General features: G+C 34.2%; 19 protein-coding genes and 1 CRISPR repeat array. Of the genes, 2 read left to right on the forward strand and 17 right to left on the reverse strand.

All coding sequences use genetic code 11. The features are described 5' to 3' along the window. Nucleotides 1-32 precede the first annotated feature (32 nt). From BHU33_RS05585 to BHU33_RS05615, 7 genes are all read right to left on the reverse strand, one after another. Nucleotides 33-464, reverse strand: coding sequence for an Rrf2 family transcriptional regulator (locus tag BHU33_RS05585; RefSeq protein WP_054646794.1), 432 nt, complete (start codon nucleotides 462-464; stop codon nucleotides 33-35). A 123-nt stretch (nucleotides 465-587) separates the two neighbouring features. Continuing rightward, nucleotides 588-1,262 carry a phosphate signaling complex protein PhoU gene (phoU, locus tag BHU33_RS05590; protein ID WP_054646793.1) on the reverse strand — a complete coding sequence of 225 codons (675 nt, stop codon included), beginning with the start codon at nucleotides 1,260-1,262 and terminating at the stop codon, nucleotides 588-590. Between the two features lie 24 nt (nucleotides 1,263-1,286). Next, the gene (gene pstB, locus BHU33_RS05595) at nucleotides 1,287-2,051 is read right to left on the reverse strand and encodes a phosphate ABC transporter ATP-binding protein PstB (protein ID WP_078775191.1); all 765 of its coding nucleotides are present in this window, start codon (nucleotides 2,049-2,051) and stop codon (nucleotides 1,287-1,289) included. Between the two features lie 13 nt (nucleotides 2,052-2,064). Then, nucleotides 2,065-2,853, reverse strand: a complete 789-nt coding sequence (gene pstB, locus BHU33_RS05600) for a phosphate ABC transporter ATP-binding protein PstB (RefSeq protein WP_054646791.1) — start codon at nucleotides 2,851-2,853, stop codon at nucleotides 2,065-2,067. A gap of 15 nt (nucleotides 2,854-2,868) precedes the next feature. Continuing rightward, entirely contained in the window at nucleotides 2,869-3,774 is a 906-nt protein-coding gene (pstA, locus tag BHU33_RS05605) for a phosphate ABC transporter permease PstA (RefSeq protein ID WP_054646790.1), read from the reverse strand. After that, a complete protein-coding gene (gene pstC / locus BHU33_RS05610) occupies nucleotides 3,771-4,694 on the reverse strand; it encodes a phosphate ABC transporter permease subunit PstC (RefSeq protein ID WP_054646789.1) in 924 nt (307 codons plus the stop codon). The genes pstA and pstC overlap by 4 nt, the downstream gene beginning before the upstream one ends. A 13-nt stretch (nucleotides 4,695-4,707) precedes the next feature. After that, complete coding sequence (locus tag BHU33_RS05615; RefSeq protein ID WP_054646788.1) at nucleotides 4,708-5,574, reverse strand: phosphate ABC transporter substrate-binding protein; 867 nt, start codon at nucleotides 5,572-5,574, stop codon at nucleotides 4,708-4,710. 115 nt (nucleotides 5,575-5,689) lie between these two features. Here BHU33_RS05615 and BHU33_RS05620 point away from each other — a divergent pair, with 115 nt between their 5' ends. Then, nucleotides 5,690-6,409 (forward strand): winged helix-turn-helix domain-containing protein, encoded by a 720-nt coding sequence (locus BHU33_RS05620; RefSeq protein ID WP_054646787.1) that lies wholly within the window; start codon nucleotides 5,690-5,692, stop codon nucleotides 6,407-6,409. A gap of 59 nt (nucleotides 6,410-6,468) precedes the next feature. On the opposite strand, the gene BHU33_RS05625 is transcribed toward BHU33_RS05620, so the two are convergent. From BHU33_RS05625 to BHU33_RS05635, 3 genes are read right to left on the reverse strand one after another with little or no spacing between them, the layout of a single operon-like run. Further along, nucleotides 6,469-7,140 carry an ABC transporter ATP-binding protein gene (locus tag BHU33_RS05625; protein WP_054646786.1) on the reverse strand — a complete coding sequence of 224 codons (672 nt, stop codon included), beginning with the start codon at nucleotides 7,138-7,140 and terminating at the stop codon, nucleotides 6,469-6,471. A 2-nt stretch (nucleotides 7,141-7,142) separates the two neighbouring features. Beyond that, nucleotides 7,143-8,207 carry an ABC transporter permease gene (locus BHU33_RS05630; protein WP_054646785.1) on the reverse strand — a complete coding sequence of 355 codons (1,065 nt, stop codon included), beginning with the start codon at nucleotides 8,205-8,207 and terminating at the stop codon, nucleotides 7,143-7,145. A gap of 10 nt (nucleotides 8,208-8,217) precedes the next feature. Further along, on the reverse strand, nucleotides 8,218-8,721 hold the full coding sequence (locus tag BHU33_RS05635; protein WP_054646784.1) for a TetR/AcrR family transcriptional regulator: 504 nt from the start codon (nucleotides 8,719-8,721) through the stop codon (nucleotides 8,218-8,220). 190 nt (nucleotides 8,722-8,911) lie between these two features. Here BHU33_RS05635 and BHU33_RS05640 point away from each other — a divergent pair, with 190 nt between their 5' ends. Next, nucleotides 8,912-9,670: a glucose 1-dehydrogenase gene (locus BHU33_RS05640; RefSeq protein WP_054646817.1), complete on the forward strand. Its 759-nt coding sequence runs from the start codon at nucleotides 8,912-8,914 to the stop codon at nucleotides 9,668-9,670. Nucleotides 9,671-9,741: 71 nt separating this feature from the next. On the opposite strand, the gene BHU33_RS07455 is transcribed toward BHU33_RS05640, so the two are convergent. From BHU33_RS07455 to cas1, 7 genes are all read right to left on the reverse strand, one after another. Beyond that, nucleotides 9,742-9,939 (reverse strand): hypothetical protein, encoded by a 198-nt coding sequence (locus tag BHU33_RS07455; RefSeq protein ID WP_141117424.1) that lies wholly within the window; start codon nucleotides 9,937-9,939, stop codon nucleotides 9,742-9,744. Nucleotides 9,940-9,956: 17 nt separating this feature from the next. Beyond that, nucleotides 9,957-10,724 (reverse strand): nicotinamide riboside transporter PnuC, encoded by a 768-nt coding sequence (gene pnuC / locus BHU33_RS05645; RefSeq protein WP_054646783.1) that lies wholly within the window; start codon nucleotides 10,722-10,724, stop codon nucleotides 9,957-9,959. Between the two features lie 70 nt (nucleotides 10,725-10,794). Next, nucleotides 10,795-11,292, reverse strand: coding sequence for a GtrA family protein (locus tag BHU33_RS05650; RefSeq protein WP_054646782.1), 498 nt, complete (start codon nucleotides 11,290-11,292; stop codon nucleotides 10,795-10,797). 5 nt (nucleotides 11,293-11,297) lie between these two features. Then, nucleotides 11,298-11,663, reverse strand: coding sequence for a hypothetical protein (locus tag BHU33_RS05655; RefSeq protein ID WP_054646781.1), 366 nt, complete (start codon nucleotides 11,661-11,663; stop codon nucleotides 11,298-11,300). A gap of 460 nt (nucleotides 11,664-12,123) precedes the next feature. Next, nucleotides 12,124-13,680: direct repeats of the CRISPR family, unit length 36 nt; unit sequence GTTCTTAATCTCATTAGAATGACGTACTTCTAAAAC. A gap of 20 nt (nucleotides 13,681-13,700) precedes the next feature. After that, nucleotides 13,701-14,366 (reverse strand): type II-A CRISPR-associated protein Csn2, encoded by a 666-nt coding sequence (gene csn2 / locus BHU33_RS05660; protein WP_054646661.1) that lies wholly within the window; start codon nucleotides 14,364-14,366, stop codon nucleotides 13,701-13,703. Then, nucleotides 14,363-14,668: a CRISPR-associated endonuclease Cas2 gene (gene cas2, locus BHU33_RS05665; protein WP_054646660.1), complete on the reverse strand. Its 306-nt coding sequence runs from the start codon at nucleotides 14,666-14,668 to the stop codon at nucleotides 14,363-14,365. Before cas2 ends, csn2 begins: the two co-directional genes overlap by 4 nt. After that, complete coding sequence (gene cas1 / locus BHU33_RS05670) at nucleotides 14,646-15,551, reverse strand: type II CRISPR-associated endonuclease Cas1 (RefSeq protein WP_054646659.1); 906 nt, start codon at nucleotides 15,549-15,551, stop codon at nucleotides 14,646-14,648. Before cas1 ends, cas2 begins: the two co-directional genes overlap by 23 nt. Between the last annotated feature and the right edge of the window lie 75 nt (nucleotides 15,552-15,626).

The following is a 15,626-nucleotide window of genomic DNA, read 5'->3' on the forward strand; positions in this document are numbered from 1 at the left end:
TGAAAACTAGCTAGTCAGCACTTTATTTAATTTCAATGATTAAAAAGATCTGCCAATGTTTTTTGCTTTAGTTCATTTAACATTTGCTTCTCAGTAGTGTTTAAAATAGCTTTAATTTGGTTCAACATATATTTAGCTTCTGACTGATGATTAAACGATTCTGGATTAAAGTCATCATACATTTTAAAAAGTGCCGTCGAACCTTCAATTGCTTCAAAAACATCATAAAAACGAATCTCATCAGCAGCTTTGGCCAAAGCCAAACCACCTTTAGTTCCCTTTTTGGAATCAATTAAATTTGCCTTTTTTAACATTCCTACCAGTCTTTTAACACTGGGAATCGGGATATTTAAAGTTTCCGCAATTTGTTGAATGGTCAAATATGTCTCTGCTCCCATTTTTGTTTTTAATTCAATGTAAAATAAAATCTCCAACGACTGGGAAAAACCTACAGAATACGACATAATCCAACCTCTTTCAACATAAATGTACTTTTAATGATTGTACTACAAAAAAGAAATTTATTTACACTTAATTACTTGATGGTTACAGATGCAAGGTCACTAATAAAAAGTAGGCGATAAAGATTAACTTAATTGCTGGTCTGTTTCGCCCAATTCCACTACCTTACCAGTTTCACAATAAACAAGATATTCAGCCAAATTAACAATATGATCACCAATTCGTTCTAATAATCTAATTACCATTAAATAACTAGATGCCGCTATTGCTGTTTCTGGATTAGCAAGAATCCCAGTAGTAATTACCTTCCGAGTGGTTTGATAATATTCGTCAATTTTGTGATCTTCTTGGACAATTGTCGGAGCAATTAGAGCATCAAAAGTAGTATAAGCTTCCAAAACCTGCTCTAACATTTTACGAATGTGTTTCGTAATTTTAGCAATTACTTCTTCAACATCAGGCATCCGAGGATTTCCTTTAGCTTGAATAGTTTCTTTTGCAATCCCCACCGCATTATCCCCAATTCGTTCCAAATCAGTACTGGATTTTAAATAACTAATAATCACACGAAAATCAGTGGCAACTGGTTGTTGTAAAGCAATTAAATCCATGGCGTGTTTTTCCAGTTTGATTTCGTTGCCGTTTACCTCACCGTCACCATCAATTACTTGTTGTGCCAGTTTCACATCATGATCAATGTAAGACTTAGTCGATTGATATATCTGTTCGCTCACGTCAACGCCCATGTCAGTGAAATTTTGACGTAATTTTTCTAATCGGTCTTCAAATACTGTACTCATAATTTTGCCCCCCTGTTGGCTTAACTAACCAAATTTACCATTTAAATAATCACTAGTCGCTTCCTGTTCCGGATTCAAAAAGATTTTTTTTGTATCGCCGTATTCCACTAAATCACCGTTGAGCATAAATGCCGTTTTATCGGAAATTCGTGATGCCTGCTGCATACTGTGGGTCACAATAATAATCGTATATTGGTCTTTAATCTGCAATAGCATTTCTTCAATTTTAGCACTGGAAATCGGATCTAACGCACTGGTTGGTTCATCTAATAAAATCACATCTGGTTTAACCGCTAAAAGTCTGGCAATACAAATCCGCTGTTGTTGTCCGCCTGAAAACGAAAGGGCATTTTTAGTTAAATCGTCCTTTACTTCATCCCACACTGCCGCTTGTTTTAAACTTTCTTCAACTTTTTGTGAAATTATTTTTTTGTCTTTAATTCCCTGCACGCGCAATCCATATGCTACATTATCATACACTGAAAAAGGAAAGGGATTGGGCTGTTGAAATACCATCCCAACTTTTTTGCGTAATGAAACCACGTCTTGTTGCGGGCGATAAATATCATGACCATCAATTTTAAAACTACCTGTAATTGTCACGTCATGAATTAAGTCGTTCATTCGATTTAAACAACGCAGATAAGTTGATTTCCCACATCCAGATGGTCCAATCAAAGCTGTGATCTGACTTTTTTGAAAATCAAGATTAATGCCGTGTAAAGCCTCGTGTTCGCCATAATACAAGCGTACATCTTTGGTTGTAATTACCGTTTCGTTAGTAGTCATCATATCCTCCTAGTTAACCAAAGTGTCCGGAAATGTAGTCTTCAGTTGCCGGCATTTTGGGAGTCGTAAATAATTTTTTAGTCCGGTTATATTCAATCACATGTCCTAAATGGAAAAAGGCTGTTAAATCACTAGCTCTGGCAGCTTGTTGCATATTATGCGTCACAATAATAATGGTGTAGTTCTTTTTTAACTCTTGCATAGTTGTTTCAATTTTACGACTAGAAATCGGATCTAACGCACTGGTAGGTTCGTCCATCAATAAAATGTCCGGCTGAACGGCAATCGCCCTCGCAATGCACAGTCGCTGCTGTTGCCCACCTGACAAGGAAAGTGCACTAGTCGTTAACTTATCCTTAACCTCATCCCAGAGAGCGGCATCTTTCAAGCTTTTTTCAACACGCTGATCTAGATTATCGGTCATTCCGTTTTGGCGGAGTGCAAACGCAATATTTTCGTAAATTGATTTAGCAAAGGGATTGGGATGTTGAAAAACCATTCCAATCTGACGACGAACTTCGTAAACATTAATATTTTTTCTGTTAATATCAATATCCTGATATTTAATTTCACCTGTAACTGTCGCAATCTCATCATTTAAACGATTTAAACTTCTTAAAAAAGTTGATTTTCCTGAACCTGAAGCTCCAATTAACGCTGTAATTTTATGCTTAGGAAATTTCAAATTGGCATCAAACGTTGCCTGTTTTTTTCCATAAAATACATTAAGATGTTTAGTTTCAATTGCAATTGGATCGGTAATTTCTGTCAGATAATTTTCCGATAAAGTATATTTATTCACTGGAAATTCCTTTCTTTACTTCGTGCCGCTCATTTTCTTGTATAAGTAATTACCTAGAAAACGGGAAAGTAAAATAATTGACAAAATAACGATGATTAAAACTGCGGAAGCTCCACTAGAAATTTGCGTGGCATCTGGCGTGATTCCATCAGTATTTAATTTCCAAATATGAACTGCCAAAGTTTCAGTTGGACGCATCGGATTCAAAAAACTGGTAGAACTGAATGGATTCCAATTAGCGTAACTAATCACAGGAGTACTTTGACCCGCAGTGAAAATCAAAGCAGCTGCTTCGCCAAAAATCCTTCCAGCACTCAAAATAATTCCGGTTACTAAACCTGGAACAGCGGCTGGCAAAATAATTTTTAAAATTGTCCGCCACTTTGATAAGCCAAGTGCCCAACCTGCTTCACGCTGAGAATGCGAGACAGCTTTTAGTGATTCTTCTGTATTTCTAGTTAGCAAGGGAATATTTACAAACATTAAAGCAAATGCCCCCGATATAATGGAAAAATCAAACTGAAACTTAATTACTAAAACTAAATATCCAAACAGACCAATCACAATCGAAGGCAACGAACTTAACACTTCAATCGTTGTTCGCATCGTATTAGTTAAAAATGATGGCTTTGCAAACTCTGCCAGATAAATCCCAGCTCCTAATGCCAACGGACATGAAATTACCAGCGTAATTATCAAAATATAAACCGAGTTAAATAATTCATTGACAATTCCGCCGCCAGCTCCAAAATCTTTGGAAGGTGATGTCAAAAAGTGCCATGAAACATTTGGAATTCCAGTTATCAGAATATATCCCAATAAGGCCATTAAGATTAAAACGACCACTCCAACCATCGCTTTGATGATTAATAAAGCAATTTGATTGGCATGCTCTGCCTTCTTATTTACTGAGTTTTTCATTTTTTCATTTCTCCCCGTTTTCCAACCACTTTGATTAACAAGTTAAAAATCACCGACATGATTAAAAGTACTAAGGCCAATGACCACAATGCATTATTTGGCAAAGTCCCCATAATCGTGTCCCCCATTTGTGAAGTCAGCTGACTGGTTAAAGTTGCCGTGGGTGAGGTTAAACTAGTTGGTGTCAAAGCAGCATTTCCAATTACCATTTGTACGGCTAAGGCTTCCCCAAATGCTCGAGCCATTCCAAAGACAATTGCAGTTAAAATTCCTGGTAAGGCGGCTCTCAAGATTACCTTATAAATCGTCTGCCATTTAGTTGCTCCTAAAGCAAGTGATGCCTTGCGATAATGATCTGGCACTTGTTGCAGGCTATCAATGGTCAAAGAAGTGATAGTTGGTAAAATCATGACGAACAGGACAATCGACCCGGCTAAAATTCCAAATCCGGTTCCGCCAAATACAGAACGAATGGCAGGTACAATTACTACCAAGCCGATGAATCCATAAACCACGGAAGGGATTCCCACTAGTAATTCAATGACTGGCTGTAACATTTTTGCACCACGTTTGGGAGCTAATTCAGTCATATACAAAGCAACTGCGATGGCAAAAGGCGTGGCTAAAATTGCTGCAAGCAGAGTAACAGCAAATGAAGCAACAATCATGGCAAAGGCTCCAACTTGCGGTTGACCATTCTTACCTAACTGACCTGGATTCCAGTTACTACTAAAAATAAATTGCATCACAGAAACATGATTTTCAAAAAAGGTCGCTAACCCATGAATGGCAATGAAGCCAATGATGGAGACGGTTAGAATCATGATAAAACCGATACAAATCAAACTAATCGTTTTACCAAACCGGTCTTGACGTGTGGCTTTGCTGGGATGTAAAAGCCTTTGCTGCATTTTATTCATTTCAAGCACCCTCCTATTTAGGTTTATGCGTTACTTTACCCGCAGCATCCATTTGAACTTTCATATCATGAATACTGACGTAACCAGCTGCTTTAACTAATTTTTGCTGAGTTGGTTTGGACATAATGTAAGCAATAAATTTTTTGGTAGTTGGACTAGGTTGTTTGTTGGTATACATATGTTCATATGACCAGATTTTCCAACGGTTGGTTGTAATATTTTGATAATTAGGCTGAATATGATCAACGCTTAAAACCTTAACTTGATTATTTAGATATGGTAATGACAAATAACTGATTGTTCCTGGAGTATTTTCCACAATTTTTTGTACCGTTCCGTTTGAATCCTGTTCCTGACTCTTAACGGCATCTTTGCCTTTTAAAACACTCTTTTCAAATGTGGAACGGGTACCGCTACCTTGTGCTCGATTAATTACAATAATAGGTAAATCTTTTCCGCCGACTTCTTTCCAATTTTTGATCTTTCCAAGAAAGATATTTTCCAATTGTTTTTCCGAAAGATTATTAACCCCATTTTTTGGATTAGTAATTGGCGCAATTCCGACGACTGCTACTTGATGATCAATCAGCTTCTTGGCATGAATTCCATCTTTTTGTTCGGCAAAAATATCAGAATCGCCGATATTAACGGCCCCAGTTTCAACCTGACTTAAGCCAGTTCCAGAACCACCGCCTTGAACTGTGATACTAACTTTGGGATGTTCAGCCTGATAATCGCTACCGGCTTTTTGAACCAGCGGCTGCATTGCTGTTGATCCTACGGCAGTAACCGTATTTTGTTTATTTTTGCTGCCACAGCCGGTTAACATCAAAATTCCAACTGCCGCCAAACATATTGGCAATAATCTTTGGTAATGCATCAGCAACCTCCTAGTAATTGCTTTATTTAATTACAAAACTAAGTATAATTACTTCATGTAAAGTTAATGTTGACTTTATGTAAAGATTACGTAAATTAAAATCCGAGGTGACGACTTGCAGCACGTAACGTTAGTAACAAGCCATTTACGCTTAGCAATTGATTTTAGTCAGACTTTTAATGAACAGGAATATTTCGTCGATACACTTGATTCAATGAAACATTTTAAAACCGTGATGCTGCAAAAGAAAAGCGTCGGGATTTTTTGGGATTTAACAACTTTTCCTTATGCTGATTATCAAGCTGAACTAACTAAAATCAGAAATACATATCAGATTCCAATCCTAATGTTAGATAATGACAAAAACAACGTGTTACAGGTATTACAAGCCGGTTTTGATGATTATTTAATCAAACCCTATTCATACTTAGAATTAATCGCACGCCTAGAGCAAAAACAAAAATTATATCAACAATTAGTTGTTCCTGAAAACGCACCAAAATTACCCACACAGCCCAAAATCATTATTGATGATGTAGTTATCGACCAACAAAAATATAAGGCTTTTAAAAATCACAAAGACTTAGGTTTAACTCCCAAAGAACTAAAATTACTCCTATATTTGATTAAACACGATTCTCAAGTATTAAGTCGGCAACAGTTGCTAGAAGGTGTTTGGGGAGATTATTATGATATTTCTCAAACGACAAGGATGGTCGATATTCATATCAGTCATCTTCGTGATAAAATTGAAAAAGATCCTAAGAAACCAACCATCATTAAAACTGTGCGCGGTTTTGGTTATCAATTTATTGGGGATTACATTACGAAATAAATAATTCATCACATACAAAAAGCGTTCTAGCTTAATTAATAAGCTAGAACGCTTTTTTACTATTTTTCTGAAAGATGACCATCTACCAATTCATAAATATGGTCAGCATATTGATTTACTCGCTCATCATGTGTCACAACCACCACTGTTTTATTTTCTTTTTTAGCTAAATCTGACAATAATTGACAAACTTCAGTCACCCGTTGTTCATCTAATGACGCCGTTGGTTCATCAGCTAAAATAATATTGGGTTTTGTGTAAATTCCACGAATAATTGCGACTCGTTGACTTTGTCCACCAGACAATTCGTTGGGGAAATGATCGACTACTCGGCTAACCCCTAATCGATCAGTCAAGTTCTGCAATTCCGCAGCTGACATATTTCCTTCTGGTCGAACCTTATCAACTAAGACAAACTGATCACGAACCGTCAAATAAGGAACCAGCGTATGTGCCTGTAAAATAAAACCAATTTGATTTAAACGAAACTGATCCCGAGCCTTTGCACTTAGATTAGCAACCTTTTCATTTTCCAATAAAACTGTGCCCTCATCGGGATCACGCAAAGCTCCCATAATGGTAAGTAGTGTACTTTTCCCTGATCCAGACGGACCAGTAATAATGTTTACTTCCCCTCGTTTACTAGTGAAATTAATATTATCAAGCACTTGAAACCGATTATCTGCTTGACCAAAACTTTTACTAACATTTGTTAATTTAATTGCGTCCATTATTAACCTCCAATCGCATCTGCCGGGTCGACTTTTAGAATCATAATCGATGGGATTAAAGCACCTAACATTGAGGTAACTAATAATCCAATCACAGTTGTCGACATAATCAGCGGATCACAAGCAACTGGGACCGAGTTTCCTAATGCCATAGTAGTAAGCAAGGTTAATACGACTCCAATCACAATCCCGCTTATTACTAAAATAAAAGTCTGAAATAAAGTTGCTCGTACTAAAACTCCCGCAGGAATTCCCTGAGCCCTTAACACTGCATAATTTTCTAGTTTCTGCATCGTTAAAATATATAAGAAAACAGCAATCACAATCAGCGAAATAATCATTAAAAAGGCAATCATAAACGTAAAGATCGAGTTTTGCGCTTGATAACCAGGTAATTCATCAATTACCTTTTTAGCCGAATAAGCATGTAAATCACTATTGTGTGCCTTGTAATCAGCATTTTTACTAATCACTGCACTACATAAAAAGTCGCTAGTTAAATTGTGCAGTTGTCGCCAATCATCCATACTTCCATACACGACGGGAGCAATACTTAATTTAGCATTCTTAGTAAACCCAACAATTTCGTAAGAGTGATTATCAGAATTAAGTTTGATTTTGTCGCCTAAATGATATCCATTTTGTTGAAACTGGGTATCAACTACTACTTGATGATTTTTCTGAGCCTTATGTCCAGACGTTAATTTCAAATTCTGATAAATATATTGATGTGGATCAAGTCCAACAAACTGTGCTGAAACCCGAGATCGATCTTTAGCAGATGAAACCACGGGAGCGTTTCCCACATAGGCATCTTGTTTCGGATTAATTTTTAAATTCTTACCCTGTTCCTTAGTAATAACAGAACGACTAATATTAATGTTTGAATCTTTATTCAAAACAATCCGCTGTGGTTTCCAAGAATCAATGGCTTTCGTATTCTGGGTTGAAAGCCCGACTGCTAAACTAGTCAAAATAAAGATTAAATAACTAATTAAAACAATCATTGTTACAATCAAGCCATACCTTAACTTATAGTGTTTAATCTCTTTTAATGCTAAAAACATAACCTACTCCTTATGAAAGTTTTTCTAAATTTTCTTTGAGGCGTCGTAAAAAAAAGGGTTGCTGCTGCGGCTGCAATAAAATATCGCGAATCGTCTGATGAATTAAAATACTGACTCCCCATTTAGAACCAGATAACTCCAGTTCTGCTTGCGAAGGTGACAATAAGTAACGATTCTTTTGATAATATAGGGTCACAAACTCACGAACATGAGCGTTTTCACTTTCATTAATGAAATCGCTAATCATAGTTAAAATTGCATTTGGACTAAGTTTAGTTTGTCCGCCTTTCAATGGCCGATGAATCTCACGCATGACCATTTTAAATTCGTATTGATAAGCATCAGTTAAATCAGCAAAATACTTATAAAAAGCGCCACGAGCAATCTTTGCTTCCTTTACAATCCGTGCTACCTGAGCCTCTGCTAATGAATAATGCGAGAATTCATCTAGCAAGGCTTTTTGAATTCGAATCTGTTTTTCGTGTGATAAATTATCAAATGTTTGACTTGGCATAACTTCGCTTCCTATTCTTTTCAAAAGTGACACCGTGTCACTAGATTACCATTGACCTTTTAATCTGTCAATTAAAGTAACACTATTCATAATAATGCTAGTATACTGAGCAAAAAAATATCATTGTTCATTAATAAGTTTACAATTAAGATTGTAAATATAGTATTAAAATTAGAAGGGTTCGTTGAAAATGAGTCAGAGATTAACAGGAAAAGTTGCAATTATTACTGGTGGTTCCAAAGGAATTGGTTTTGCAACAGCACGTCGATTTGCTCAAGAAGGTGCCGCAGTAGTGATTACTGCAAGAAATGAAACTGAAGGTAACAAGGCTGCAACTGCTATCAATCAAGAATTTCCTGATAGCGTTAAATTTAAAAAACAAGATGTATCAAATTCGGAACGCTGGACAGAAATTTTTGCCGAAACCAAAGATGATTTTGGACCCGTAACTACCTTAGTCAATAACGCCGGAATCGGAATTGGCAAATCAATTGAAGAGACAACTGATGAAGAATGGCAAAAAGTAATTGGCATTGATTTAACAGGAACTTTTTATGGCATCCGCGAAGGAATTCGTCAAATGAAAAATAAAAACAATGGTGCTTCAATCATCAACATTTCATCAATTGAAGGAATCGTCGGCGATCCTATTTTAGGTGCTTATAATGCTTCTAAGGGCGGAGTAAAAATGATGTCGAAATCAGCTGCCCTTGATTGTGCGTTAAAAGACTATGGAGTTCGAGTTAACTGTGTCAATCCCGGTTATATCAAAACTCCCATGATCTCTGACGAACTTGATCAATATATGTCACAAAGAAGTAAAACTCCGATGGGACATCTTGGTAAACCGGACGATATCGCTTATGCCTGTGTTTACTTAGCTTCGGATGAATCAGCATTTACTACTGGCTCTGAAATGGTAGTCGATGGCGGATACACTGCTCAATAAACTAATCATAAACAAAAAGGATGACAGAAATTAGTTAGGTAACTAACCTTTTCTGTCATCCTTTTATTTAATTAACCATGCCGACCTGTAAATAAAGCCAACACAATCAGAATCAAAATAATTGGCAGCCATAACCATACTAGATTAATGAACAAACTAATCAGGAATAAGAAAACAATCAAAAAGATAATCGAACTACAACAATCCGATTTAATAAACCAAGATCCAAATAAAATTAACAATAGCAGAATTGCAAAAAAAGTGACCATAATAACTTGCTCCGTTCTTAATCAGTATTTGCCGCTTTGTTTTTGAAAAACCACATGTAGGCACCATAAAAACCGTTAACTAATTTCATGACTTCTAATGCTAACATCGAAGCTGACGCGGGACTCAAGCTTTGGAATTGTCGAAACCAAATGATTAAAGAAACGATATCCCACGCAATCCAAATCACCCACTGAAATCGATAGCCACCAATCATTAAAATCATGCCGACAATACTAAGTGGTAATATCGTGGCATCTAAATAAATCTGGGTCCCATTCAGCTTTTTGCTAATTATAATGACAACGACATAAATAACCACTAACCCAATTCCTAACAGAAACAATTGTAATTTAGTTAGTTTGCGGGGATTAATTTTTGTTTGCTGATCTTGTTGGCTTAATAAGTTGCCCCAAAAGAAAATCCCCAGAGTTTGCGTGATTAGATAATAAATATTGGTAGCTAAATCACCAATTAATCGATTTTCAACATCAATCAGTAAAAATAACAGAGATTCTAACAAACCCCAACTATAATTAGTAATCTTGCCTTCATCGCACAGCATTAGATTAACTAAACTAAAAATACTAGCAAATAACGAAACCCAGCCAATCCAGCTCGAAAACTCATGACTAACTCCAAATGTTATGAAAGTCACAAGCAGATTAATCATTAAAATAATCTTAGTACTTTTTTGAAACGATTTAATATCATGAAAATTATTTTTGATACTAAAGGTTTTGCGAAAACCTGCGTAAAATTGCTTTAGATATAATTCCAGTTGCATGCTATCTCATCCTTTTAATTTGTTTTTCATACATATCAAATTATTTTAGCATGAGTAAAACGATTGGACACTATTTAAATGCCCAATATTTAGATATAAAGTAATTAAAAATGATGATAACAATTTGAATGAAAATAATCACAAGAAAACTGTTTATTAACTCTGGACTACCAAGATGATTATGAATCAAGGGTATTTGAAAAATTTGAGCATGATAATCAATTCGATTTAATCCAATTAATTTTATGAAAAAATCAGCAAATTTTTGAATCAGTAAGTAAGTCAAAACAAAGTCAATTCCAAATGCAATCCCTCTGCCAATAAAGAAATCAACTATCTGGCTAGTTAGCTCTTTAGACTGTTTTTCAGTATTAAAAACGAAAAACTTATTCACTAAAAAAGCAAAGATGATAGAAACAGTTTCTGAAATCACAACTGGAATTTCAGGATTCGAGAAAAATGACATTGAAATAATTCTGACAACAAAATACACCAGAGTGGTTAAAACACCCCAAAATAAATATTTGATACGCTGGTCAAAAATAATATTTTTAATCCTTCGACGCATAAAAATTAATCCATCAAAGTTTGCTTAATATCATCAATACTCATTTCGCCATTCAGATACTTTTGGAAAGTTTCATTAAAAGCGTCATCAACATCATCACGAAAATCATAGTCATTGATAAAACTAGTGACCATTTTGTTGCTCGATTTAATAATCGCTGGAGAGTTAATGTAAGTTGTTAACCAAGAAGTATATAAGTTACCCAAACTACTTTTAGAACATTTAGTAGAGTCTAAATAGTATGAACTGTTGTTACCTAGAGCTACTGCCACTCTAAAATCAACCGTATCTTTGTTTTCGTCTGGAGTCGTACCAATTACTTGTCTTTCCTTTTCTAGTACTTTGTTAGCAATAAATTGTTTGTCAGCCATTTTTAAAACTCCTTTTGGATTTATCATTATGTGATAAGCTACTTTTATTTATACTAGAATACCATATTTATAAAACACGATTCTTGTTCTTTGCTCAAGGGTGCCTAATTTTTAATCTTCAAATAAAAATACGATACACATCTAGAATAGAATGTGTACCGTAAATGAATAACGCTACTTAAATTGGATTTGCAATAACCCACATAATAATTCCAACAATCCCTACAATCAAGGCGTACCAGCCAGAATATTTAGTTGTTTTTTTCATAACTTTCTTAACTAACCAAACTATAAACGAAATGAAAGCGGTATGATTAAAATACCAGCAATAGTGGTTAAAGTAGACATGTTCAAGCTCCTTAAATTAAATGATGATTTTTTAATCAATGATGTAACATTCAAAGATTAATAATATAATTATAACATTTATAGAAAAAACATTATTGTTAATTTAATGTAAATTCTTAATCTCATTAGAATGACGTAATTCTAAAACTTGCGGTAAGTTGATCTCTTTACTTAATTTGTTCTTAATCTCATTAGAATGACGTACTTCTAAAACTTGCGTATAGCTTCATTAGTTGTTAACGTAGTTCTTAATCTCATTAGAATGACGTACTTCTAAAACCGTCTCCGGACTAAAATTGCTGTCCGCCCAGTTCTTAATCTCATTAGAATGACGTACTTCTAAAACAATGTGTCAAGCTGTTGTAGATCCTGTTAGGTTCTTAATCTCATTAGAATGACGTACTTCTAAAACATTGTTGAATTCAACATATAATTCTTAAGAGTTCTTAATCTCATTAGAATGACGTACTTCTAAAACGACCAGCATTCTTTAAATCAGCGGCTGCGTGTTCTTAATCTCATTAGAATGACGTACTTCTAAAACGCTGTCTTTGAGGTGCGCGTGAAACGTATTGTTCTTAATCTCATTAGAATGACGTACTTCTAAAACTCGTTCGTGTTCTATTAATTTTTTATTAATGTTCTTAATCTCATTAGAATGACGTACTTCTAAAACTTTGCATTCCAGACAAGAACCGCTGAAAAAGTTCTTAATCTCATTAGAATGACGTACTTCTAAAACCAAAAGAACGATACACAGAAATTTGGTACGGTTCTTAATCTCATTAGAATGACGTACTTCTAAAACGATCCGTTAACGCAATCTTTCTAGTTGCCAGTTCTTAATCTCATTAGAATGACGTACTTCTAAAACGCTTTAAAGTTTTAATCTTATCGGCAACAGGTTCTTAATCTCATTAGAATGACGTACTTCTAAAACTGCGCAAAGATGGAACTATTTCATACCTTAGGTTCTTAATCTCATTAGAATGACGTACTTCTAAAACTACGCTTTAAAGTTAACTATATCTAATGGAGTTCTTAATCTCATTAGAATGACGTACTTCTAAAACTCCAGAAGGAGTTGTGATTTCTTCTGGACCGTTCTTAATCTCATTAGAATGACGTACTTCTAAAACCCGAAAATTGGTGGTATGATGGTACAACTGGTTCTTAATCTCATTAGAATGACGTACTTCTAAAACACAAGCTGATGAATTAATGAAACGTTCATTAGTTCTTAATCTCATTAGAATGACGTACTTCTAAAACGCTCCCACCTGAATTATGATTTGGTGGCTGGTTCTTAATCTCATTAGAATGACGTACTTCTAAAACCCTACTGGAACAACAAATGGGTCGAATTCAGTTCTTAATCTCATTAGAATGACGTACTTCTAAAACTAAGGACATTCATCATAGATTATTTAAGGGGTTCTTAATCTCATTAGAATGACGTACTTCTAAAACCCACTTCTTGGTCGAATTGGAAAACAATCAGGTTCTTAATCTCATTAGAATGACGTACTTCTAAAACAAGAAATTAATTCAAACCCTGGATATATTAGTTCTTAATCTCATTAGAATGACGTACTTCTAAAACCATATGCTTACATATGATAATAAGTGTAATGTTCTTAATCTCATTAGAATGACGTACTTCTAAAACCGTCTGTAATATTACCCTATCTAGCGATCAAATCTCACAAAATCACTATCAACACTGTAATAACGGCACTTTTCAAACAACTTGGAATATGGTTGACTAGAAAAGTTTAATATTAATACATACAAATCTAAATCTTTAATCATCTGAATCAAATTACTAATTTGACTGGAATCGAGATAATTAAATAAAACATTAAGAACAATTAGTTTTTTAGGATAAAACTTTTTATATGAATTAAGAACTACTTTAATTATATCATATGGATTATCGATTGCCGATTTCAAAACGTCGATTCCACTGTATTTATACAGCTTTTTTAAACTCCACTCTTCGTCAATCGACATTGGAATATCTTCTAAATATGAAGCACCTAAAAAAATACTTTTAATTTCTCTGTCCAATTGAAAAAGTCTCTGTCTTTCATTTTCATTTAAATCTTCAATAATTAAATTTTCTAATTTTAATTTGAATGGTAAAAACAAATTCGGATTAGAAATAACATTGTCTAAATATACTAAATTTTCTTGTGTATCAATAATTCCGTCATTATCACTAACAATGATATTATTATGACGACTTAATCCTATGATTAAATCACTATAAAATTTTGAATTGTTTGTTTGTAAAACAGTTAATATTCCATTTTCAATGACAAATGGTTTTTGTGGATAAATAGTAAGTTTCAAATTACCACCGTCCGATCCGATGTATTACGAACATCGTCTTTTTTATCACCAATTAAAAAGTGCATACTGTTATATTGTTTTTCTGTCACCATTAAAGTTTGAATTAATCCTTTAGCTGGTAAAAAAGTTCTAATTCGATTTTCAGTAAATTTAGCAGATTGTTTGCTAACACAAACTCGAGCATAAACTGAGTATTGAATCATTAAAAATCCTTCATTTATTAATTCTTTACGAAATTTGCGATAATTTCGTCTTTCTTCACTTGTATCAACAGGCAAATCAAACATTACTATTAATCTCATTACGCGATATCTCATCTCCTAATTCCACCTCAATCTTTACTTCGTCTTTTTCACCATTTAAATATTTTATACAATTAGCAACATGAGTCTTTAAGGCATTCCGTAAAATTGTTCTCTTACCATTGAATTTTATTTCTAGATTAAATAAATCTATTAATCCTATTTTAATGTCAGATGAAAGCTCTTTAATTTCTTGTTCACTAACCCACCAATCGATAATTGGACGAAATGGTTCCATTAAATCAGAACCAAGATTAAACTGATTTTCATCATTTTTATGATGAATTCCTAATTGAGTTAAACATCCATTAGTAACAATATTTCGATTAACAAATGATAATAAAATGGAATATCCATAATTCAAAGCAGCGTTATATGGATTAAATGTTCTTCGCTCAAAGCCTTCTTCAAATAATAATGGAAAATATTTTCTAGCAACGACTGCTTCTCTATTCGTAAGATCATCAATTTCAATTTTTCGAAATTCATAATCTAAATCTTCAGTGTTAATTCTTTTCTTTTGCAAAATTTCAATTTGCATTTTAATTTTTTCAGTAACAATCCAAGTCCATAAAAGTTCTTTCCTACTTTTATCCCATTCAAATTGTTTATGTAATAATGAAACGCTCCGATTATTTGGCATATAATCAACGGTTTCACAAACTGGCTCCCCAGTTGTATCTGAAAAAACTACGCTTACCGACATTTTTGCTAATTCACTAATTGCTCGTGAAGTAATTACTGCTTGAGTTGTACTAATCATTAATATCTCAATATCATCAATCGGTATTTCATTAATCGCAGCATTCGTTTGAACGATAATCCTTCTTCCTGAATATGATATTTTTGCATGCTGAGTAACTACTACTGTTCTCCATCCCATACGATGTTCTCCTTGACTTTTTAACTAATAATAGTTATATTTATTTTGTTGGTTGGAATGCCAACATTTTAATCT

This window comes from Fructilactobacillus lindneri DSM 20690 = JCM 11027, from assembly GCF_002907375.1.
GTDB classification, from domain to species: domain Bacteria; phylum Bacillota; class Bacilli; order Lactobacillales; family Lactobacillaceae; genus Fructilactobacillus; species Fructilactobacillus lindneri.